Source organism: Enterococcus sp. AZ067 (assembly GCF_051715005.1).
GTDB classification, from domain to species: Bacteria; Bacillota; Bacilli; order Lactobacillales; family Enterococcaceae; genus Enterococcus_D; species Enterococcus_D casseliflavus.
In genome coordinates this window covers 2611516-2634063 of the sequence record NZ_JBIOSY010000001.1, presented here as the reverse complement: position 1 = coordinate 2634063, position 22548 = coordinate 2611516, and the positions used below count along the sequence as shown (strand labels likewise).

At 42.5% G+C, this 22548-nt stretch carries 24 protein-coding genes and 1 riboswitch; of the genes, 19 read left to right on the top strand and 5 right to left on the bottom strand.

All coding sequences use genetic code 11. The annotated features are described in order from the left end of the window. The first annotated feature begins 16 nt into the window (after positions 1 to 16). A complete protein-coding gene (gene dgoD / locus IGI82_RS12475) occupies positions 17 to 1165 on the top strand; it encodes a galactonate dehydratase (protein WP_005231910.1) in 1149 nt (382 codons plus the stop codon). An 18-nt stretch (positions 1166 to 1183) separates the two neighbouring features. Beyond that, the gene (locus IGI82_RS12470; RefSeq protein WP_142973571.1) at positions 1184 to 1678 is read left to right on the top strand and encodes a hypothetical protein; all 495 of its coding nucleotides are present in this window, start codon (positions 1184 to 1186) and stop codon (positions 1676 to 1678) included. A gap of 145 nt (positions 1679 to 1823) precedes the next feature. Here IGI82_RS12470 and IGI82_RS12465 read toward each other — a convergent pair whose 3' ends face one another. The 3 genes from IGI82_RS12465 to IGI82_RS12455 all read right to left on the bottom strand — a co-directional run bounded on the left by IGI82_RS12465 (position 1824) and on the right by IGI82_RS12455 (position 3812). Next, positions 1824 to 2543 (bottom strand): hypothetical protein, encoded by a 720-nt coding sequence (locus tag IGI82_RS12465; RefSeq protein ID WP_431383275.1) that lies wholly within the window; start codon positions 2541 to 2543, stop codon positions 1824 to 1826. Positions 2544 to 2658: 115 nt separating this feature from the next. Further along, positions 2659 to 2940: a hypothetical protein gene (locus tag IGI82_RS12460; RefSeq protein WP_015510084.1), complete on the bottom strand. Its 282-nt coding sequence runs from the start codon at positions 2938 to 2940 to the stop codon at positions 2659 to 2661. Positions 2941 to 2966: 26 nt separating this feature from the next. Beyond that, positions 2967 to 3812 carry an aldo/keto reductase gene (locus IGI82_RS12455; protein ID WP_005229282.1) on the bottom strand — a complete coding sequence of 282 codons (846 nt, stop codon included), beginning with the start codon at positions 3810 to 3812 and terminating at the stop codon, positions 2967 to 2969. A gap of 163 nt (positions 3813 to 3975) precedes the next feature. On the opposite strand from IGI82_RS12455, the gene IGI82_RS12450 reads away from it, so the two are divergent. Further along, positions 3976 to 4980: a nucleoid-associated protein gene (locus IGI82_RS12450; RefSeq protein WP_005229284.1), complete on the top strand. Its 1005-nt coding sequence runs from the start codon at positions 3976 to 3978 to the stop codon at positions 4978 to 4980. Between the two features lie 191 nt (positions 4981 to 5171). On the opposite strand, the gene IGI82_RS12445 is transcribed toward IGI82_RS12450, so the two are convergent. Next, positions 5172 to 5531, bottom strand: coding sequence for a YxeA family protein (locus tag IGI82_RS12445; RefSeq protein WP_015510082.1), 360 nt, complete (start codon positions 5529 to 5531; stop codon positions 5172 to 5174). A gap of 246 nt (positions 5532 to 5777) precedes the next feature. Between IGI82_RS12445 and tuf the strand changes: the two genes are divergently transcribed. The 14 genes from tuf (at position 5778) to IGI82_RS12375 (ending at position 19863) form a co-directional block, all read left to right on the top strand. Continuing rightward, positions 5778 to 6965 carry an elongation factor Tu gene (gene tuf / locus IGI82_RS12440; protein ID WP_005229289.1) on the top strand — a complete coding sequence of 396 codons (1188 nt, stop codon included), beginning with the start codon at positions 5778 to 5780 and terminating at the stop codon, positions 6963 to 6965. A gap of 212 nt (positions 6966 to 7177) precedes the next feature. Then, positions 7178 to 7807: a lysozyme family protein gene (locus IGI82_RS12435; RefSeq protein ID WP_005229291.1), complete on the top strand. Its 630-nt coding sequence runs from the start codon at positions 7178 to 7180 to the stop codon at positions 7805 to 7807. A gap of 158 nt (positions 7808 to 7965) precedes the next feature. After that, complete coding sequence (gene dnaG, locus IGI82_RS12430; RefSeq protein ID WP_015510081.1) at positions 7966 to 9804, top strand: DNA primase; 1839 nt, start codon at positions 7966 to 7968, stop codon at positions 9802 to 9804. Between the two features lie 23 nt (positions 9805 to 9827). Further along, positions 9828 to 10934: an RNA polymerase sigma factor RpoD gene (rpoD, locus tag IGI82_RS12425; RefSeq protein WP_005229298.1), complete on the top strand. Its 1107-nt coding sequence runs from the start codon at positions 9828 to 9830 to the stop codon at positions 10932 to 10934. Between the two features lie 308 nt (positions 10935 to 11242). Further along, complete coding sequence (locus IGI82_RS12420; RefSeq protein ID WP_438842293.1) at positions 11243 to 13138, top strand: cell division site-positioning protein MapZ family protein; 1896 nt, start codon at positions 11243 to 11245, stop codon at positions 13136 to 13138. Between the two features lie 118 nt (positions 13139 to 13256). Continuing rightward, a complete protein-coding gene (locus IGI82_RS12415) occupies positions 13257 to 13964 on the top strand; it encodes an AzlC family ABC transporter permease (protein WP_081116294.1) in 708 nt (235 codons plus the stop codon). Further along, positions 13957 to 14274: an AzlD domain-containing protein gene (locus IGI82_RS12410; RefSeq protein ID WP_015510078.1), complete on the top strand. Its 318-nt coding sequence runs from the start codon at positions 13957 to 13959 to the stop codon at positions 14272 to 14274. The genes IGI82_RS12415 and IGI82_RS12410 overlap by 8 nt, the downstream gene beginning before the upstream one ends. A 34-nt stretch (positions 14275 to 14308) precedes the next feature. Further along, a complete protein-coding gene (locus tag IGI82_RS12405; RefSeq protein WP_015510077.1) occupies positions 14309 to 15172 on the top strand; it encodes a CvfB family protein in 864 nt (287 codons plus the stop codon). A 109-nt stretch (positions 15173 to 15281) separates the two neighbouring features. Then, positions 15282 to 15731 (top strand): ferric iron uptake transcriptional regulator, encoded by a 450-nt coding sequence (gene fur / locus IGI82_RS12400; protein WP_015510076.1) that lies wholly within the window; start codon positions 15282 to 15284, stop codon positions 15729 to 15731. 233 nt (positions 15732 to 15964) lie between these two features. Continuing rightward, positions 15965 to 16855 (top strand): site-specific tyrosine recombinase XerD, encoded by an 891-nt coding sequence (gene xerD / locus IGI82_RS12395; protein WP_128488653.1) that lies wholly within the window; start codon positions 15965 to 15967, stop codon positions 16853 to 16855. Between the two features lie 14 nt (positions 16856 to 16869). Beyond that, positions 16870 to 17619, top strand: coding sequence for a segregation/condensation protein A (locus tag IGI82_RS12390; RefSeq protein ID WP_005229314.1), 750 nt, complete (start codon positions 16870 to 16872; stop codon positions 17617 to 17619). Continuing rightward, the gene (gene scpB / locus IGI82_RS12385) at positions 17612 to 18196 is read left to right on the top strand and encodes an SMC-Scp complex subunit ScpB (protein ID WP_005229316.1); all 585 of its coding nucleotides are present in this window, start codon (positions 17612 to 17614) and stop codon (positions 18194 to 18196) included. Before IGI82_RS12390 ends, scpB begins: the two co-directional genes overlap by 8 nt. Positions 18197 to 18198: 2 nt before the next feature. Further along, positions 18199 to 18915 (top strand): pseudouridine synthase, encoded by a 717-nt coding sequence (locus IGI82_RS12380; RefSeq protein ID WP_010749231.1) that lies wholly within the window; start codon positions 18199 to 18201, stop codon positions 18913 to 18915. 79 nt (positions 18916 to 18994) lie between these two features. Further along, a riboswitch (FMN riboswitch) is annotated at positions 18995 to 19119 on the top strand. A 150-nt stretch (positions 19120 to 19269) separates the two neighbouring features. Then, on the top strand, positions 19270 to 19863 hold the full coding sequence (locus IGI82_RS12375; RefSeq protein WP_010749232.1) for an ECF transporter S component: 594 nt from the start codon (positions 19270 to 19272) through the stop codon (positions 19861 to 19863). Between the two features lie 59 nt (positions 19864 to 19922). Here IGI82_RS12375 and IGI82_RS12370 read toward each other — a convergent pair whose 3' ends face one another. Beyond that, the gene (locus IGI82_RS12370; RefSeq protein WP_005229322.1) at positions 19923 to 20138 is read right to left on the bottom strand and encodes a ferredoxin; all 216 of its coding nucleotides are present in this window, start codon (positions 20136 to 20138) and stop codon (positions 19923 to 19925) included. A 26-nt stretch (positions 20139 to 20164) separates the two neighbouring features. On the opposite strand from IGI82_RS12370, the gene IGI82_RS12365 reads away from it, so the two are divergent. Beyond that, positions 20165 to 21160: a helix-turn-helix domain-containing protein gene (locus IGI82_RS12365; protein ID WP_115232579.1), complete on the top strand. Its 996-nt coding sequence runs from the start codon at positions 20165 to 20167 to the stop codon at positions 21158 to 21160. After that, positions 21154 to 22536 carry a RecQ family ATP-dependent DNA helicase gene (locus IGI82_RS12360; protein ID WP_010749234.1) on the top strand — a complete coding sequence of 461 codons (1383 nt, stop codon included), beginning with the start codon at positions 21154 to 21156 and terminating at the stop codon, positions 22534 to 22536. The genes IGI82_RS12365 and IGI82_RS12360 overlap by 7 nt, the downstream gene beginning before the upstream one ends. Positions 22537 to 22548: the final 12 nt, after the last annotated feature.

Below are 22548 nucleotides of genomic sequence, written 5' to 3'. Positions count from 1 at the left end.
AGAGGAGTAGATTGTTTTGAAAATTTCTAAAATTACAGTATATAAAGTAAAACCCCGCTGGATTTTTGTAAAATTGTCAACAGATGAAGGAATCGATGGCTGGGGAGAGATGATTTCTGGAACAAAAACCGAAACAGTTGTTGCAGGAGCTTATGAGGTAGGGGAAAGATTTCTGTTAGGACAAAACCCGTTTGAGATTGAGCGATTGTTCCAAGAAATGCACCGATCTTTCTTTCGTGGCGGCCCCATACATGGAACAATCGTTTCTGGTCTAGAGATGGCTTTGTGGGATATTAAAGGAAAAGCATTGAATGTTCCTATCTACGAACTATTAGGCGGTGCTGCTCGTGACAGAATCAAAGTATATTCTTGGATCGGCGGTGATCGTCCGGATGATGTCGCAGAGCAAGCACAAGATCGTGTTGACCGTGGGTTTACTGCAGTTAAAATGAACGCAACAGAGGAACTGCACTATATTGACTCTTATGTAAAGATAGAGGAAGTGGTGGAACGTGTCGCTTCGATTAGGGAACGCTTTGGTAATAAATTGGATATTGGAATTGATTTCCATGGGAGAGTCCACAAGCCGATGGCAAAAGTTTTAGCTAAGGCATTAGAACCTTATCATCCAATGTTTTTAGAAGAAGTTGTTCTTCCTGAGAATGAGGAACATTTTAAAGAAGTTGCCCAGCTTGTGGCAACGCCTTTAGCCACTGGGGAGAGACTGTATACTCGCTGGCAGTTTAAAACACTTTTTCAGCAAGGAGCAATAGATGTGATCCAGCCTGATGTGGCATTATGTGGAGGGATCATGGAAATGCGAAAAATAGCTGCCATGGCTGAAGCTTATGACGTGGCTGTTGCCCCGCACGCACCATATGGTCCCGTTGCTTTAGCAGCAACACTGCAAGTTGATTCTTGTACCCCAAATGTTTTTATTCAAGAGCAAAGCTTAGGAATCCATTACAATAAAGGCTTTGATCTGTTAGATTTTGTGAAAAACAAAGAAGTATTTCAGTATAAGGATGGCTATGTAGAAATACCAAGTAAGCCCGGTTTAGGGTTGGAGATGGATGAGGATAGAGTTAGAGATATTTCACAAGAAGGGTTGATTTGGACTAACCCTAAATGGAAGAACTATGATGGCACTATTGCAGAATGGTAGTCTGAAAGGAAGTTACTCATGGCGGAAGCAATTATGATCAACTTATTTTTACTCGTTCTGTTAGTGATACAACTCAAAGAGCAGCGCAAAATTCTTTTGCAGGCAAAAGCGAGCTCTATAAAAAAGGCAACTGCTTTCATTCTGTCTGCGCTTCTTTTCGTCATTTTTTGGCCAGATCAGTTGAGTGACCAGTTGAAATTGTTTGCACTGATCGGCTTAGTCTGTTTAGTTGGTTTTTCAAAAGAAGGCTTAGGAGCAGATCAGCTGATCAAACTGGGTGTTTTAAAAGGTGAATATGATCAATATACCGCAATAGAGATTGAACAAACAGTAAATAATCAAACTTTTGTAACCTTTTATAAAAGCAAAAATAGCCGCTTCTCGCTTTTATTTTCAGAGTCACCGCAAATCTTGGCAGAGTATTTTAGTTTATTGAAGAAGGAAGAGAAGCTAGTGTTTAAGGAAGAAGGATTGACGCAAAAGAAGCAAAGGAATACTAAAGTATCCCATTAATTTCGTTTGTGAAGAAGGACAAATTTAATAAATTGTGGTAATTCTTACTGATTTTAAGCAAAGACTAAAAATCAATCAGCTATATTTTTATTCACTATCGTCGGGTTATAAAAAAACTGGGAGAATGAACCATTCTCCCAGTTTTTTATCGTTTCGAAATCGCCGTGTGGGCATACGCCTCGATCAATGGAATGACTTCTAATTTTACTTTGTATTTGCGCTCTAGCGCAGTTTCGATGGTAAAAGTATCACTTTCTGTTTCAGAAATCGTTGCTAGAACACGATCTTCTTTCGGGGAAGCTTCGATCACGATCGTTTCTCCTGAAGATTGTTTGGCAGAAAATTTAGGGAATGCTGCGATTTTTTCAGCAAATGCTGAAAAAGTCATTGTGTCGTCAGCAGTATCAGCCATTGTTTCAGTTGCTTTTTCTACTTCTTTAGTTGATGCAGAGGTAGTCGGTGCAGCCGCTTCAGCTGGTGCTGATTCTTCCTTCACTTTCGCTGGTTCTTTTGCAGGAGCGGGTGCCGCACTTTCTTGCGGATTGGTCGGCAACCAGTAAGCAGCGATCTCATCGACTAAGTTATCGCTGAAACGATCAAGCAAACCAGCTTCTAAGCGTTGGATTCGTTTCACGACGATCTTGAAGTTCTCATCTAAAGGAACAGCGATTTTTTGTTCTTTTGGCGTTTCCTTCAACAATTCAATCAATAATTCCTCTTGGTTTTTAGGATTGATATACACAGTCGTCGGAAGGTCAAACTTATCTGCTGTTTTGCGCTCGATCGCTGTAAACAACTGTTGTCGAGCTGTTTCATAAGACGGGCGGAATTGTTGTTTCAATTTTGCTAATTGTTTCTTTTTCATAATCTTCTCCTCTCGATCACTATCGATTATAAGGAAAATTTGCAGAAAAGAACAGTGATTCTCATGAAAAAATACAAAAAAATTTATATACTTCCTGAAAAAAACACTAACGCTGCTAAAAAAGCGGCGCTGGTGTTTCTACTAGATCATTGATTTGATGGTACTTGGGCATCAGGACCAAAAGGTCATTTTCTCCAGTTGCGACTAAGTAGTTTTCCCAAAGAAAAAAGCGTGGTTCCCCAGTAAGTTTCTCGGTCAGCATCTGCTGATAGTCGCTGGTCGTCCATTGACGTGCTGGAAAGTGTTGGACTTTGTCTGGCCAAACGAGAAAAACAAAATCAGCATGTAAGGCTTTTTGAACAGCAGGGGAGAGGTGATTCAAATCAGTTTTTTTCATAGGCTTCTCCTTTATAGAGAGTGAAATTAAAACCCTGTCGTATCTGGATTGGTCGCTTTCCCAACCACACCATCTAATTGATCGATCGTTTTCATGTCCTCTTCAGATAGCTCAAAATCAAAGACGTGGATGTTTTCTTCGATCCGACTTGGTGTGACTGATTTTGGTAATGGCAAGAAACCATGTTGTAAAGACCAGCGTAATGCAACTTGAGCGATTGATTTTTGATGCTTTTCAGCTAATGCTTTCATTTCTGGTACATCAAAGATCTTCCCAGTACCTAATGGGCTGTATGCTTCAAGCAATACATCGTGTTCTTGGCAATAAGTCACGACTTCTTCTTGTAACTCGCCAGGTGCAAGGAAAATTTGATTGACCATTGGGAAGATAGTCGCTGTTTTTTTCAATTCTTCAAAATGATGTGGTAAGAAGTTGCTGACGCCGATCGCTTTGATTTTGCCTGCTTGATACAACTCTTCAAAAGCACGCCATGTTTCTGCGTTCGCTGTTTGCCAATTGTCGCGAAAAGCCACTGGATTTGGCCAATGGATCAAGAAAAGATCGATATAGTCTGTTTGTAATTTTTCTAAAGATTCTTCAAAAGAGGACATCACAAGATCATAAGAATGGTTCGCATTCCATAATTTTGTAGTCAAGAAAAGCTCTTCACGGGGAATGCCGCTTTCTTTGATCGCTTGACCAACACTGGCTTCGTTTTTATAGCCTTGTGCTGTATCAATATGGCGGTAACCTACTTCTAGTGCTTTTTTGACTGATGCTACGGCAACGTCGCCGTCTGGTGTTTGCCATGTGCCAAAGCCTAGCTCAGGGATGGTCACATTGTTTGATAACGTATAGCTGTTCATGTTCATTCCTCCGTTTTCTGTGATACTTCTAGTTTAGCAGACGAGGCAGGAATTTCCAATGATTGCACCTTTTAAAAAGAAAGCGAATGTTGAAGGAAAATGCCGATTCGCTCTTGTCAGTTCGCCTATTTATTTTGTACACTAGACAAATGGATAAGGAGCGTAACCAATGGATATTTATTTGAAACATGCGATTTTACACATTGTGGACCGTCAAACAGGCGATCCAGTTTTTTCTCAAGTTGAACTTGATTTAACAACGGAATACATTCGTGATTATTTGACGAAGAAAATACAGAAACTTGCTACACCGCAAACCAAAACAGGTCGTTTACTCGAAACTTCAACGATCGCTCAATTGGTCAAACAAGCACCAGACGACTTTATCGCAGCCAGTGAAGCGATCGTGCAACGCTGGTATGAAGCGTACAAGGAAAGTGAAGATGCGCCAAGTGCGGATGCGTTTGTCGTCTTATATGAATTAGATACAAGAATGCAGCTGGCTTTTTTGAAGGTCAATTATCAAGATGGCTATACGCATTTTATTGATAATGGGGAGGCTGGGATCGAAAATAATTTGATTTTGCATCGTGCCTTACTAGCTGGTAAAACCCAAAAGGCAGATGAAGGGATCACGATCGATGTGGAGAGCTTAGACTTTGAACTGATTGAAAAGAAATATAGCTTTTCAGGTGAAAAATACGCCTACTTTTCAACAAAAGTCATTGATGCCGAACCGATCCCATCTTTAGAAGAAAATGTCAAAGTCATCAAAAAAGTAGCCGAAAAAATTGGTCAGAAATTTGAAACACCCACCTATAACGTTGTTGCCGATTTGAAAGAAGCGGTCTACGATACGATCGAAGAGTCTGGTCATATCGATGTGAGTGAAGTGGCGCAAAAAGTCTTTAAAGACAATATTACTGCTCAGCTTTCATTTCAAGAAGAAGTGGTTGAAAAAGGATTCGTCAATCAAGCACCGATGATGCGGGATGTTCGTGAGATCTCGGAGAAAAAATTTGGTAAGCAAAAACTAAAACTATCGAATGGAATCGAATTGATCGTTCCTTTGGATGTTTACCGAGATCCGAATTTGATCGAATTTATCAATAACCCCGATGGCACGATTTCCGTAACGATCAAAAATGTAGAAGAAGTGATTAATCGGATGTAACAAGAGCTGCTTCTAAGCAGACGATGGCAAAACAAGTACAAAAAAGCGGCTCTTTGTCAATAATGAAAATGGGGCTGAAGAATCAATTCTGATTCATCAGGCCCATAAATTATAGAGCACAAAAAGCAGGGCGTCCTCATTTAGAAAGAGGACGGCCTGCTTTGTTACAGACGCTTGCTTGATAGCAGCAATTATTGAGGGGTCAACTTTTCAAGAGCCGCTTGAGGAACGTCTTCTTCAGAAACTTCTTCCCAACTTATAACGCCTTTGTTTGGATTGACCAATAGTTTCAAATAGGCGCCTTCTTTCAAAGGAGCGGAACGGTGTTCATTCATTTTGACCGTTTTGACGTCACCAGAGGCGCTGTAGGCTGTTTGTGTATAACGATAGATGTTTTCAACGACCCCCTCGTCACTGACTTCGGTATCGTGTTCCCCCGCATCGTTGATAACTGTATAGTAGTCACTTCCACCATAGTAATAGTCATAAGTAAGGAAGCAGCCGCCAAGAAAAATTGCTGTAAAAACCAGCGCTGCAATGATTTTCTTCACATTTCTCACCTCATCTTCTATTATTCATAAAAACCAGGCTTGCGTCCAATGGATCACAAAAAGCAAAGAAATTCTTAGGGATTAGCTGCCGAGACCTCTTGCTTGACTTTGACTAATTTTGACCTATAATAAGGGTAGATTTAAACTTACAAAAAATAAGTTAATCCTTATCTCTTTGGAAGCGTAAATCGCAAAAATATGATTCGAGTCAACCAACGACTCAACTTTCTCTAGGAGGGAAACAATATGGCAAAACAACATTATGATCGTAGCAAACCCCATGTCAACATCGGAACGATTGGACACGTCGACCATGGGAAAACCACCTTGACTGCTGCAATTACCACAGTTCTTGGGAAAAAAGGGCTTGCCAATCCGCAAGATTACGCAAGTATCGACGCGGCTCCTGAGGAACGCGAACGTGGTATCACAATCAATACTGCTCATGTGGAATATGAAACGGAAAAACGGCACTATGCCCATATCGATGCACCGGGACACGCGGATTATGTGAAAAATATGATTACAGGGGCTGCTCAAATGGACGGCGCAATCTTGGTCGTATCAGCGACAGATGGCCCAATGCCACAAACACGGGAGCATATTTTGCTTTCTCGTCAAGTGGGTGTGAAACATTTGATCGTCTTTTTGAATAAGACGGACCTTGTCGATGATGACGAGTTGATCGATTTAGTTGAAATGGAAGTCAGAGAATTGCTGACTGAATATGATTTTCCTGGCGACGACATTCCTGTGATCAAGGGCTCTGCGTTAAAAGCCTTGGAAGGGGACCCAGATGCTGAAGCAGCGATCTTAACGCTGATGGATACAGTAGATGAATATATCCCAACGCCTGAACGAGATACTGACAAACCATTGTTGTTACCGATCGAAGATGTCTTTTCGATCACAGGACGGGGAACCGTTGCTTCTGGTCGGATCGATCGCGGCATGGTAAAAGTCGGGGATGAAGTAGAAATCGTCGGAATCAAACCTGAAACACAAAAAGCAGTCGTGACAGGGGTAGAAATGTTCCGCAAAACGATGGACTTCGGAGAAGCTGGCGATAACGTAGGGGTATTGTTACGGGGCATCACCCGTGATGAAATTGAACGTGGCCAAGTGTTAGCAAAACCAGGTTCTATCACACCGCATACGAAATTCCAAGCGGAAGTCTATGTGTTGACAAAAGAAGAAGGCGGTCGCCATACCCCATTCTTTAATAACTATCGCCCACAATTTTATTTCCGTACAACGGACGTAACTGGGAATATCGTTTTACCAGAAGGAACGGAAATGGTGATGCCTGGTGACAACGTAACGATCGATGTGGAATTGATCCATCCGATCGCTGTAGAAAATGGAACGACCTTCTCGATTCGTGAAGGTGGACGAACAGTCGGTTCTGGTATTGTTACCACGATCGAAAAATAATGATGAGTGAAACAGTGCTTCCTTTGGAAGAAGCGCTGTTTCCTTTTTCTTGTCGAAAGATCGCCAATCCCTCGGTCAGCTTAGGATTGCTTGTTTTTTTCTAAATAATCTTGTGATTTTATTAAGGATTTTTTAGGAGAGAAAAAATTCTAGTCAGCCCGTCCATTTCATAGTACGATAGATTCTGACTTAGAAAAGATGGGATGTATTTGATGAGAAAAATTCGACGTTTCCTAGGATTTATACTGAAGCTGGCCCTCGTGCTGCTACTGATCGGGGCAGGGGTTTGGGTCTATCGAAACTACACGGCATTGAAAGCTGTCTATGCGTATGAAGAAGCAATCGCGCAACAGACGCAAGCCCACGACATCTCTGAATATCAGTCATTAGCCATGAGCATCATGCTGACGGAGTCAAAAGGACAAGGCAACGACCCGATGCAAAGTTCTGAAAGTGTTTATGGAAAACAAAATCAGTTCGATACGCCAGAACAAAGCATCGAACAAGGTGTTTCCTATTTAGCTGAGTTGATTGAAAAAGCCGAGCAAATGAACTGTGATCTTTGGACCGCCGTACAGGCGTATAATTTTGGTACAGATTATATTGATTATGTCGCTGCCCGAGGGGGAGTGAACACCTTAGAGTTAGCAGAAACATATTCCAGAGAGGTTTTATCTCCATTGTTAGGCAATGATACGGAACAAACCTATCGTTACTGGGGCATCCAATCCGTTTTTTATAATGGTGGTCACCTGTATCATAACGGCGGCAATTTATTCTACGCTGATTTAATAAAAATGAATCAATGGAAGATCAATGTTACGGCGCGTTTCTTTTCATAAGCGTTGTAAAATAACTGAAACAAAAAAGCTTGAAATACAAATAAAATATGGTAAAATCATTATGAGTGATTCTGTCTAATTATTCTTCGCACTGATATCTATTAGTGCGTTTTTTTACCTAGTAAACCGATGAATACTTACCAAATGGAGGTGAGTGGATGGCACGAATTCCTCAAACAGTCATTGACGACATTCGCGAACGTAGCAATATCGTCGATATCGTGGGACAGTATGTCCAGTTAAAGAAGTCTGGAAAAAATTATTTTGGTTTGTGTCCGTTCCATAATGAAAAATCACCTTCTTTTTCCGTTGCAGAGGACAAACAAATTTTTCATTGCTTTGGTTGTGGTCGTGGTGGAAATGTGTATGGTTTCTTACAGGAGCTTGAAGGCATCAGTTTTCCAGAAGCAGTCGTCAAAGTAGCAGAAATGAACGATATTCCTCTTGATCCGCAATATCAGCAGTCTGAAGGCATCAATGAAGCGACCTCACAAACGAGTCAATTGATTGCGTTACATGAAAAAGCCGCCGAAGTCTATCATCACATGTTGGTGAATACAGCTGCTGGACAAGAAGCGCTTGATTATTTATTAGATCGTGGATTGACGATGGCACTGATCGAAGAGTTCAATATTGGCTTTGCACCGAATGAACGCTCGTTTTTGGAGAAAGTTTTTTTGAATGAAAAAGCCAAAGCAGAGTTTTTTCCTGATACAGGACTCTTTGTTCAGCGCAACGATGGCTCACTGGCGGATCGCTTTTACCAGCGAATCATGTTTCCGATCCGCAATCCTCAGGGGAAAACGATTGGTTTTTCTGGTCGGTGGTTAGCAAGCGAAAAAGTCGGTGATCAAGACCAACCAAAATATTTAAATAGTCCTGAAACGATTCTTTTCAATAAACGCGAGGTTCTTTTCAACTTTGACAAAGCGCGACGAGCGATGCGTAAAGATGGTCAAGTGTATTTATTTGAAGGATTTATGGACGTGATCGCCGCTTGGCAAGCAGGGATCGAAAATGGGATCGCCTCGATGGGGACCAGCCTGACCAATCAGCAGATCGCTCACATCGAGCGAGTGGCACAAGAAGTGATTCTTTGTTACGATGGAGATAGTGCAGGGGTTGAAGCCACGAACCGTGGGATCGATCTTTTGCAAAACAATAGCCGCTTGAAATTATCTGTGGTTCGAGTGCCGGAACGGATGGACCCAGATGACTATTTGCGCAAATATGGGACAGAAGCTTTTTATAAATTAGCTGTACATGGGAAAGAAACCGTCTTTGCTTTCAAAATGGATTACCATCGAGCAAATCGAAATTTGGCCAATGAGAAAGAGCAGCTAGATTATGTCCAAGTCGTTTTAAAGGAATTACAGCGGGTGGATTCTTTGCTGGAGCAAGACCGTTATTTGACTCAGTTGTCCACAGAGTTCAACTTGAGCCGTGAGACCTTGCAGCAGCAGCTCAAGCAAAACCGGCAAGAGCAGCAGCCGCGGCAAGATGCACCGCCGCCAGCGCCAACAACCAATAATCCTATGGTCTTTACGCCGCCAACGCGGCAGCAACCCAAAACACAGGTAGAAAAAGCACAAGAATTATTATTGTACCGTTTGTTTCATGACAGTACGTTAAACCATCGCTTTCGAGCGAGTGGCATATCCTTTATCCATGATCGTTACCAACAGCTTTATCTGCTGTTTGATGCGTATATGGAAACAGAAGAACACTTTGTTTTAGCAAAGTTCTTAGATTTTTTAAAAGAAGATTCAATGAAAAAAATGGTGATCGATATTGCAGATCTTAAAGCTTCTGAGGAAGGGACTGAACAAGAATTTCAGGACATTCTGCAGGTATTTCAAAAGTCGGGCATTGCTGAAGAAATCAATCAAAAACGAATCCAGCAGCAAGAAGCAAGACAAAAAGGAAACCAGCAATTAGAACTTGAACTTGCGATCGAAATCATTGATTTGACCAAACGGTTGAAACAAGCTAAATAGCGAACTGAAAGGGGCTTTCTTTCATGGCAGAAGAAACAAAAAAAACGTATGACAAAGCAGTTGCCGAATACATCCGAGAAAACAAAACAAAGGGGCAAGTTGTTTACGATGACATTACGAATCGTTTAGCAACGCCGTACACTTTGGATGCTGATGCAATGGACAAATTAATTCAAAAACTGGAGGATTCAGGCATCAGTGTCGTGGATGAAAATGGAGAGCCTTCAGTCCATAGTCTAAAGAGCAATGAAAAACGACAAGAAACACAACCTCAAGAAGATCTGTCTGCACCAACTGGTGTGAAAATCAATGACCCCGTTCGGATGTACTTGAAAGAAATCGGTCGTGTGCCGTTATTGACCGCAGAAGAAGAAGTGGCGCTCGCATTGAAAATCGAAGAAGGCGATCAAGAGGCAAAACAGCGTTTGGCAGAAGCCAACCTACGTTTGGTCGTTAGTATTGCCAAACGTTATGTGGGTCGAGGAATGCAATTCCTTGATTTGATCCAAGAAGGAAACATGGGCTTGATGAAAGCCGTTGAGAAATTCGACTACCGCAAAGGGTTCAAATTCTCGACGTATGCGACCTGGTGGATCCGTCAAGCGATCACCCGTGCGATCGCTGACCAAGCGCGAACCATTCGTATTCCTGTGCATATGGTGGAAACCATCAACAAATTGATCCGTATTCAACGGCAATTGCTGCAAGACTTAGGGCGCGAACCGACACCAGAAGAAATCGGCGCAGAAATGGATCTGCCGACGGAAAAAGTTCGTGAAATCTTGAAGATCGCTCAAGAACCTGTTTCATTAGAAACACCGATCGGTGAAGAAGACGATTCTCATCTAGGTGATTTTATTGAAGACCAAGATGCCACAAGTCCAGCAGAGCATGCGGCTTATGAGCTGTTGAAAGAGCAGCTAGAAGATGTACTGGATACGTTGACTGACCGTGAAGAAAACGTGCTGCGCTTGCGTTTCGGAATCGATGATGGTCGTACTCGGACATTAGAAGAGGTCGGCAAAGTCTTTGGGGTAACGAGAGAACGGATTCGTCAGATCGAAGCAAAAGCATTACGGAAACTACGCCATCCATCTCGTTCAAAACAATTGAAAGATTTCTTAGAATAATCAAGGTTTATCGACTTTCCAAAGGAACCCTTTGGAAAGTCTTTTTTATTCAGATTCTGTCCTCTCGACACAAGATTGGTAAAGAACTTAATAAAAACGTAACCAAGCAAGTGTTGGCTAATTGCCAAGAATGTGATAAATTTAATTTTGTGCATCTGCATCAAAACGTAACAAACAACGAAGTGTCAAAAAAGACCCATTATTTGCTGGTCTAAAAAAAGAAGCAGTAGGTACAGCAAGCGTCTGATGAAAGAGGCGACTGCTTCATAAAAGGAAATGCAAAAAACAAAAGGAGTCAGTTTGAATCAATGAAGAAGACATGTCCTGAATGTGGATTTCAAGCAATAGAAGAAACACCCGTTTGTCCCAATTGCGGGTTCCAATGGAACCAGGCAAAGGAGAATGAACTGGAACCAACATCTGACTCTTCCGTTACGCCAGAAGAGCCACAGAATAAAAATGATGATATTCGCTGGTCAGACTTTAAAAACGTCCCGATCGGAAAAATGGAGGAGCACTTAGGTGATCGGCCATCCTCAAATGAAGAAACGATCGACCTCGCGCAGCAAGGGACTTTTTCCGATGAGCAACATGTAACCCCCACATCAGCCTCTAAGAAAGAAGCTGAGGAAAAAACGGAAGTAGAAAGTTCTAGCACAACGCAAGAGCATGCGACATCAGCCAGTGAGGAAGCAAGTGAAACCGATGCATTAAGTACGGAGGAACAGCATGACGCTGATATTTTGGCTGCTTATATCCGCCAACACAAACTTGATGAAGAAGAAAAAGCCGCTGCTCTAGAAGCAGAAGCCGCCACTGATGATTTGTCTGCTACTGAAGAAGAAAGTCAGGAACAAGCCAGTGAGGAACCTCTACTGATAAGGGAAGATGAACCAGTGACGGATCCAGTCATTGAAGAAGCGAAGAAGCAGCCAGAACCAGTGATCGATCCAATTCCTGAGCCGATCACCGCAGCGGATGAAGCACCGAAAAAGGCGACTACTGAAGAAAAAACGTCGACGCCTAGCGAAAAAAAGAAGAGTCCTCGCAAAGCACTCTATATTACAGCGGCTTGTTTATTAGTGGCAGCTGGTGGCGGTTGGGCGTATTACTATCAACAGCAGCAACAAGAAACAGCCCGAGAAACGCAACTGGCGCAGGAAAACCGTACACTCGATCAAATTGAAAATGAGCTGAATGATTTTTATACAAATGATGAACGAGTGTTCATTAAAAACGACAAAACATCAGAACAGCTGACGGCTGTGACGAATCAGTTGGCAGAGTTTCAAGACCATGAACGGTACGATGCCTTGTCACAAGAAGCTGCGACGATCGCTGACAAACTAGCAACTTTGACCGAGATCAACAGCTATTTTAGCAGTCCTGCCGTTGTGGAAGATCAATTGGAAGAAGTCTCATTGAAAGAAGCGGCTGCCGTCACAATGGCGAAGCGTGAGAACGGGGATGCCTTTGATGAGTTGATCAATCAAGCCATCGACATGGGACAAAAAGAGTTCAGTGCGATCGAGGAAGTTCAAAATGCGGTGAAGAGCATGGTGGCTTTAAGTGGTGATGGTGAAGCACCTGCAAGTGTCACCCGTGAGAACTACAATGCCTTGATGAAAAAAGTCCAAGCTTTACCGATCGATTCATTGGTGCAAAGTCTCACTGCTGATCTGCGCAAAGTCGATACTGCGTTGACGAAGCGTGAAACCGCTACGCAAGAAGCAGCGGCACAACAACAAGCGGCCCAAGAAGCAGCACAAGCGGCGGCTTCTGAGAACAACGCTTCCGCTTCGAGCGGCGGTTCTACAAGCGCTGCGACGCCTGCACAAAGCACGTCTGAAGAAGAGTATGTGCTTTCGCCAAATACGCCAACAAATACCAATAATCAGCCAATTATTCCAGCCCGTCAAAGTGATTTGAATGATGTAAACAATAGCGCTTGGGTGTGGGCAGATGGTGTCCAAGAAAAAATCATTGCCACAGCGATTGCCCGTGGTTACGTGGTTGATGGTGGTTATACTTTTGAACGCGTGCGGATCGTCAACGGCGAAGGGTATTACAATTTTTATGCGACAAATGCCCAAGGCAGCTTGCTTAAAGGAACGGATGATTCAGCGTTCCCGCTATACTTATTTACGGTAAACGCCAAAACTGGCTATTTCAGAGGCAATGGGAACGATCACACCGTTCGCTAAGTCTCCTGAGTCACTAGAAAACTTTCAGAGTTATTACATGCACATGTGAAAAATACTTGTTTCCCCTCCCTGTTTTCGATATGATGAAAGATAATCGTTCAAACAGGGAGGGTTTTTTGTGCAGAAAATAGAAAGATATGATCGCTTTGAAGATGGGGTCATTGCTTGTGTACCAACGATTCTTGGGTACTTAGGGATTGGTTTTGCGATGGGGGTCGTAGGAAAAGGTGTTGGGTTGTCGATTCTTGAAATTATTTTAATGTCTATTATTGTCTATGCAGGCAGTGCTCAATTTATTATTTGTGCATTACTCGCGATTCAAGCACCTTTCATGACGATCGTCGCAACCGTCTTTTTAGTGAATTTACGACATTTCTTAATGAGCTTATCAGTGGCTTCCTATTTTAAAAAGACTCCTTTGCTTTCTGCTATTGGGATTGGGACGCTTTTGACTGATGAGTCCTATGGCGTTTTGACGACGGCACTGCAACAAGACAAACCAGTCACAGCGAAATGGACCCATGGGTTGAACGTGATGGCGTATTTGAGTTGGATCTTCGCAACCTTTTTGGGCGGACTATTAGGCTCGTTTATTCCAGATCCAGAAGCGTTAGGCTTAGATTTTGCCTTGGTAGCCATGTTTGTTGGTCTTTTTTTATTTCAAGTAGAGCGACCCCTCAAGAAGAAAACCCAGCAAACGCTCTTAGTACTCGGGGCAGTTGTGGGGACATTGATTTTATTTATGCGTTTTTCTACTGCTGAGATCGCGGTAATTGCTGCGACATTGGCAGGATGTTTGGTTGGGACGGTGACACATCATGACTAATTTTGTTATACTAATGCTAGCATGTGGGTTGGTTACTTGGATTCCGCGGATCGTTCCTTTTTTATTTTCTAAAAAGCTCGTATTTCCGAAACCTTTCACCATCTTTTTGAGTTACTTGCCGTTGTGTATTTTGGCGGCATTGTTGGTTCAAAATTTGCTGATCTTTCGAGAAGGGCAATTTCCCATCTTGAAAGTCAAAGAAACTATTGCCTGTATCCCAGCATTGTTGGTGGGGTATTATACAAAAGATTTGATGAAGATCGTTATCACAGGCGTTATTGCTATGGCACTGCTGCGTTTCTTTTTCTAGCAACGGGCAGTTTTTATGAAGAAGGAGAGAATAGATGAAAGACTTATTAGCATCCGTATTTAGCGGATTGATCATTGATGAAAATGAACAGAATTATTTTGTTCAAAAAGGCGGGGTTACCTTCCGACTAGCCAAGGAAGAAGGCGAACATCATTTAGGTGAAGCCGTCGAAGGGTTTGGCTATCAAAACCAAAAGCAAGAAAATGTACTCACTACGAATATTCCGAAAAGCCGCAAAGGGCATTATGCCTTTGGTACAGTCACAGGAAGCCGTCGCGACTTAGGCGTTTTCGTCGATATCGGTTTAAAAGACAAGGACATGGTGGTTTCATTAGATGAATTGCCAACAATGCGGGAACTTTGGCCCAAAAAAGGCGATCGTTTGATGGTCAGCTTGCGCGTCGACGACAAAGAGCGTATATGGGCTTCGTTAGCAGATGAGAAAATCTTCAAGGCACTGAGTAAGAATGGTACGGAACAGATGAAGAATCAAGATGTTACAGGTACCGTGTATCGCTTAAAACTAGCGGGAACCTACTTATTGACGGATGATTTTTATATTGGCTTCGTCCACCCATCAGAGCGCTATCAAGAGCCGCGTCTTGGGGAAGTTGTCAAAGGACGAGTGATTGGGGTTCGTCCAGATGGGGTCTTGAACCTTTCGTTGAAACCAAGAGCTCACGAGGCGATTTCAAATGATGCCGCCATGGTCCTAACCTTTTTAGAACGAGCACCAGAAAATAAAATTCCTTTTACCGATAAATCAGCACCAGAAGAGATTTTACAAACGTTTGGTATTAGTAAAGGACAATTTAAACGGGCGTTAGGAACCTTGATGAAACAGCGTTTGATTGAGCAAAAAGATGGCTTTACGATTCTTGTTAAAAAACCTAATTGAGAATACTTGTTTCTTTCGCTGTTCTAATTTATAATGATTACAATGTTTGTCTTGGGTGATTCTCACTCAAATTAGAATCGTTATAAATTAGCGGCATACGGAGGCAACTATGAACACAACAGCAGCGTTAAAAAAGACCAAGAAACAATTGCACGAGTCGGGGTTCAAATTAACTCCTCAGCGAGAAGCGACGTTGTTGGTCTTATTAGAAAATGAGAAAGATCATTTATCCGCCGAAGAGATTTTCTTCTTTGTGCGCAAAAAAAATTCTGAGATTGGCTTAGCAACCGTCTATCGAACATTGGAGATTTTGACGGATTTGAAAATCGTCGATAAAGTCAGTTTTAATGACGGTGTCGCTCGTTATGACCTACGTAAAGAAGGCGCCAAACATTTCCATCATCACTTGTTGTGTTTGGAATGCGGCAATATCGAAGAGGTTGAAGAGGATCTGTTGGGCACAGTCGAAGAGATCGTCGAACAAAAGTACCATTTTTTAGTAAAGGATCATCGGTTGACATTTCATGGTGTCTGCCAAAAATGCCAAAACAAAGCCTAGTGTCTGTAGCTGGGTAATTTGAAAAAAATTTGTTATCACCCGAATGATAGTCAGATGGTTTCAATAGGAAGAGTGCCCTTTTTTCCAATTTGAAAGAAACCAAAAATTCTGCTATGATTCGGGTGTTTCCTTGGGCAAAAGATACGGTAGATGCCTCTTTTTTTGTTGGCAAGCTACTATCTAAACGAGCCAGAATTTGATATGATAAAAAAGCTGAAAGTAGAGGAAGCCCCATGAACGAACAAATTATTGATTATCTTCATTATTTGACCATTGAGCGCGGGCTATCCCAAAATACCCGTGCCAGCTACCAGCGGGATCTGCAACAGTATCTTGCGTTTTTACAAAAAAAACAAGTGACGCAGTGGCAACAGATCGACCGAGTGATCGTTTTGTCTTTTTTGCAAAGTTTGCAAGAGGCGGGAAAATCCTCGGCAACCGTGATTCGGATGGTTTCCAGTTTGCGAAGATTCCATCAATATTTGCGTCAAGAACGGTTGACAGATCATGATCCGATGCAGCATATTGATTCGCCGAAAAAACAGCAGAAGCTACCTGACACTTTGAGTTTGCAGGAAGTGGAGCGCTTGATCGAAACACCAGATACTCGAGCGGTGTTGGGCATTCGCGATCGAGCGATTTTGGAAGTGATGTATGCGACAGGTTTGCGCGTCAGCGAGTTGATCGGTTTGAAATTGAATGATTTGCATTTAAGTATGGGCTTGTTGCAAACAACCGGGAAAGGCGACAAAGAACGGATCGTCCCATTAGGGGATCTAGCGATTCAATGGATCGAAACGTATCTCAGCGATGCACGTCCGTATTTGACGAGAAAAACACCGGATGAAAGCCACCTGTTTGTAAACAACCATGGCAGGCAGCTGTCTCGTCAAGGAATCTGGAAAAATTTAAAAGCCTTGGTTCGACAAGCTGGGATCACCAAAAATGTGACTCCCCATACGTTGCGCCATAGTTTTGCGACTCATCTATTAGAAAACGGCGCAGATCTGCGAACGGTTCAAGAGCTGTTAGGACACGCAGATATCTCGACCACTCAGATTTACACGCATATAACGAAGAAACGGATGACGGAAGTGTACAAGCAGCACTTTCCGCGCGCCTAGAAATAGAGGATGGAATGGAAGAAATCAAAATAAAATTAGCTGTCTTTGAAGGACCGTTGGATTTGCTGCTTCATTTGATCAAAAAACTGGAAATCGATGTTTATGACATTCCAGTTGCAACCATCACCGAACAATACATGCAGTATATCCATGCCATGAAAATTTTAGAATTAGAAGTCGCTGGTGAATATTTAGTCATGGCGGCAACTCTGATGGCGATCAAAAGTCAGATGCTGTTACCGAAACAAGAGCTGATTGCTGAAGTGGAAGAGTACGAAGAAGATCCACGGGATATGCTGGTGGCACAGCTGCTAGAATACCGCAAATTTAAGTATGCAGCCGAGCAGCTTTCCGAAAAAGCGGAAGAGCGAAGTTTGTATTATACGAAAGATCCGATGGATGTCGATGAATACAAAGAGGAAGAAGATCAGTTAAGAGCCAATCAATTCAATACGATCGATCTCTTTTTGGCTTTTCAAAAAATGATCGAGAAAAAGAAAAATCGCCAAGTACTAGAAACCAAAATTTCTCCTGATGAAAGCACCATCGATGAAAAGATGGCGGCGATTCAGCTGGAGATGCAACATGTCAGTGCTAAAAAAGGCCGCAGCTTTGATTCGTTTTTTACGACCTACAATAAAACAGAAGTTGTGGTAACGTTTATGGCACTATTAGAATTAATGAAAAAAGGAACGATTCGAGTAGAGCAAACAGACAATTATGCGTCGATTCTGCTCTATCCAACAGGTAAAGAAGATGAGTAAATATAGTGAATTAGAAGCGATCTTATTCGTCGTCGGTGATGAGGGGATCGGACTTGAAGAATTGAGTTACTTAGTCAAAAGCAATACTGCCAGTGTCTATCAGCATTTGCAGGAACTAAATCAGCAATATGAAGAAAATGAACATACTGCGTTGCATATTCTTGAAGTGGGCAATCATTTTATTTTGACCACCAAGAAACAATTTGCCCCTTTATTGAAGAAATATGCTGAATCACCGATGGGCAGCTCGTTGTCGCAGGCCGCTTTAGAAACGTTGTCGATCATTGCTTACAAGCAGCCGATCACTCGGATGGAAGTAGAAGAGATTCGAGGCGTCCAATCTAGCGGATCGGTTCAAAAATTGGTGGCAAAACGACTGATTGAAGAAAAAGGCCGCGTTGACGGACCAGGACGAGCGATCCTATATGGTACGACGGAATACTTTATGGATTATTTTGGCTTAAAAAGTTTGGCTGAATTACCCGATATCCAATCCATGGAAGATGAACTTGAAGAAGATGCACCGTTTGATCTTTTTTACGACCGCTACAAACAAGCAGAAACAGAAGGAGAATGAAGATGGAACGTTTGCAAAAAGTGATTGCCCATGCTGGCATCACCTCAAGAAGAAAAGCTGAAGGATTGATAACCGAAGGCCGAGTGCGTGTCAACGGGCAAGTGATCAAAGAATTAGGGGTCCAAGTTAGCTCAAAAGATGTTGTTGAAGTCGATGGTGTACCAATCGAACAAGAACAACACGTCTATTATCTATTCTACAAACCTCGTGGTGTGATCTCAGCTGTAACGGATGATAAAAAGCGCAAAGTCGTTTTGGATTATTTTGCTGAAGTTCCTGAACGGGTGTATCCCGTCGGGCGCTTGGACTATGATACCTCTGGTTTGTTATTGCTGACAAATGATGGGGAATTGTCACAGACACTGATGCATCCGAAACACGAAGTCGACAAAGTGTACGTTGCCAAAGTCAAAGGGATTGCGGATAAAAAGCAGCTGCTCCCATTGACAAAAGGGATTCGGATCGAAGGCCGTAAGACGGCACCTGCTCGCTTTGAGATCTTGTCGACAGACCAAACGACGCAATCTAGTATTGTGCAATTGACGATCCACGAAGGACGCAACCATCAAGTCAAAAATATGTTAAAAGCAGTTGGTTTGCCTGTGCAAAAATTAAAACGGGAAAATTATGGTCCGTTAGATTTGAAAGGTCTTCGTCCAGGGGAATACCGAGAGCTGACGAAGAAGGAAGTCAGCCAGCTGAAAAACAGTGCAAAATAATTGAAAAGTATCTGAAAACGTAACTATTGTTAATTTTTAGATTTTGTGTATAATAGAACATGTAATAAATAGAATAAAGGTTCGTCTTCAGGGGCAGGGTGCAATTCCCGACCGGTGGTTATAGTCCACGACCTATTTCTTCGGAAATAGCTGAATCGGTGAAATTCCGATACCGACAGTACAGTCTGGATAAAGAAGATAGAGCGTATTTGATTTGCTTATGGCTATTTCGAATGCCCTCTTTTTTCCCTGTGGAAAAAAGAGGGCATTTTTTGTCTGGCGCCGACAAGAAAGCCGAGGAAATTTAATAGGTTCGTTTGAAGAGGAATCCTGAACTTAGGAGGATTTATACTGATGAACAACAAAACAAGAAAAATGGTGACAATCGCCATGTGTGCTGCTATGGGAACAATTTTGCAATTTATCGCTTTTCCGATTTTCCCAGCATTCAGCTTTTTAAAGATCGATTTTAGTGATATTCCCGTGATGATCATGATGTTTTTATTTGGTCCTTGGAGTGGGGTATTGACTGCTTTCATTCGTTCGGTGCTGCATTTGTTCTTATCTGGTTTTTCACCTGCTGATATGGTGGGGGATACGGCAAGCTTTTTAGCATCATGTGCCTTTACTTTGCCAATGTACTACTTTTTCCGCAAAGGTATTCACACCAAAAACAAAATGGTTGGTGTCATCAGCGGTATCTTGTCGGTAACGATTTTTATGAGTGTGGCGAACCTATTTGTGATCACACCGCTTTACCTGCGCTTTTTCGGGGTCACAGCCGATCAATTTTTAGGAATGTCTTTGCCGCAATATGTGGCGATCGGGATCTTACCTTTCAATTTGGTCAAAGGCGCAATCGTCAGTGCCGTCTTTTTAGCACTTCACGCCAAACTGCTGCCATGGTTGGCTCGTAAGCAGCCCCATCATTCTGCTATAGGAAAATAAAAAAATGAGCCGACTTGCTGTTGCAGACGAAAGGTCTGTCAATGGCAAGTCGGCTTTTTTTATTTTTCCATGATAATCGCACGGGTAGGGCATTTGCGATAAGCAGTTTTGACTTTTTCTTGTTGGTCTTCTATGATAAACTGTTGCCGAGCATTCGGTTCTTGGGCAAATAAAACGATCCCGTCTTCATCATAATCGAAGATCTCGGGGGCATAGATCGCACATAGGCCACAAGCAATGCAGCGCTCAGGAATAATTTTACAGCGTTGTGACATTTTTTAGTCCTTTCTGGAGGGGAAATATGGATTCTTTTATTTTAGCGCTGTTTTCTGATACTGACAAGCTGCGCCCATCAACACTTTATCAAATTCTCATTGGTAAGCGTACTAGCTCTGTCTTGAGTTATGCCTTTTTTTATGATCGCTTAGGTCTCTTTCAATCGTTGCCCCAGTTGAATGAGAAAGCGTATCAACAGACGCTCGCTAACTTGATCCAACGAGGGGCTCTAAGTCGAGATTCAGATGGTCTGCTGCTCAAAACGACCGCTAGAAACAGCCAGCAGCCAGGTGAACGATTGTTGCGTTATGCGAATTACTTTCGTTATGGACGAACGACGGAGGAGGCTTGGCGTTTTGTTCGGCTGCTGGTTCAAGCAGCTGCGTATCAAGGCGTGACCAATCAGTATATTCCCGTTGAAAACACGCCACTCTATACAGAACCTGTCCGTCAGCTGATCCGTCACAATCCTGACATCAAAAAGTGCCTGTATCAAGAGCTATCAGCAATTTTTGACCAGCTTCCCGCAGAAATGGCAGATTTTTTAGCGGGCACCTTATCTGGTCCAGATATTCTAGGGCAGGCGTTTTTTCAGCTTTTACCAGAAAATGTTCAAAGTAAGCCTTGGGACACTCTTTATGTAGGAGCTTCGATCCATCAATTTTTAACCTTGATCGAAAAAACGCCCCAGACGATCCTGTTTCGAGGATTGTCGCCTTTTCTGAAGAGAAATTTAAACCAAAGCATGGTGGAAAGCCGAGCATTGTTTTTGCGAGGCGATTCTGTCGAGCAGATTATGGAAAAAAGAAGGATCAAACGAGGAACTGTTAATGATCATTTGATTGAGTGGGCATTGCTTGATCCCACGTTTCCTTTTCAGCGCTTTGATACAGCGTTGTTGAAAAAGCTGCCAGAAGCTTCTTGGAAAAATAGCTATCAAGAATTACAGGCACTTCTTAAGACTGATTTTTTGACGATTCGTTTGTTACAGATTGCTCAGAAGCGGGGGATTCGATGTTAGAAGATGCACTGAATCAGTATTTTGGGTTCAAAACATTCCGCCAAGGACAAAAAGAAGTCATCGAAAGTGTTTTAGCACAGCAAGATACGTTAGCGATTCTGCCTACTGGGAATGGCAAAAGTCTGTGCTATCAGCTGCCAGGGTACCTAGTAGACGGGATCGTGATCATTATCTCGCCGTTAGTCTCTTTGATGGAAGATCAAGTCTACGGCTTACAAAAGCAAGGGGAAAAACGCGCGATTGCGTTTAATAGTCAATTGGACCTTGCCGATCGCCAGTATGTGATGCAGCATTTGCAGAAGTACAAGTTTTTGTTTTTAAGTCCAGAAATGATCGTACAAGAAGCTGTTTTGCATCAATTGGAACAGGTTAAGATCGCCATGCTCGTGGTGGATGAAGCCCATTGTGTTTCGCAATGGGGCATTGATTTTCGACCAGAGTACTTGCAGCTTGGTGAAGTAAAGAAACGCTTGAAGGCACCCGTCACATTAGCCTTGACGGCTACTGCAACAGCACAAGTGGAAGCAGACATACGGCAAGTATTATTAGCAAAGAACGCCAATGTCTACCGTTATTCGATGAACCGCAGCAATATCGGCTTGTTCGTAGAGCAAACGACAGACAAAGATGCGGCATTAGCAGACTATCTCAGCCGCTTAGGCGGGGCTGGGATCATCTACTGTTCCACAAGAAGCAAAGTCGAAGAAGTCTATAACAAACTGCGTCAGCGCTATTTGGTAGGCTATTATCATGGTGGTCTCGCTAGTGATCAAAGAAAAACGTTGCAGCAGCAGTTTTCTCAGAATAAATTAAAATTACTCGTTGCTACCAATGCCTTTGGGATGGGGATCAATAAGGAAGATATTCGCTTTGTGATCCATTATGATCTACCTGATTCGTTAGAGAATTACAGTCAAGAAATCGGGCGAGCTGGTCGTGATGGCAAACAAAGCAATGCGATTTTGCTTTATCAGGAACATGATGAGCAGATCCATTACTTCTTTCAGCGAGAAAATAAAGAAGAACGCCTTGCTTTAGAACGAATGGTTCAGGAGAAGAGGAAAGAACCCTTGACACCGTTGCAAGAAAAGTGGCAGCAAAAAATGAAAGAGTTGGGGACTTCCTTTTGGCTGGAAACATTAAAACGCAATGAACAGCAAAAACAAGAACAATTACAGAAAATGTTGGCTTATATTCATTTTACAGGTTGTCGCCGACAATTTTTACTGGCGCATTTCGGGGAGGAAGCCCAGGAGAATCCTTATTGTTGCGACAATGACGGGATCGAAATAGCGGGTGAAGAACAGCTGCCCGAGAAAAAGGAAGCCCATCATTGGCAGGAACGTTTAATAAAAATTTTTAAAGATATAAATTGAATCGTATTTTGT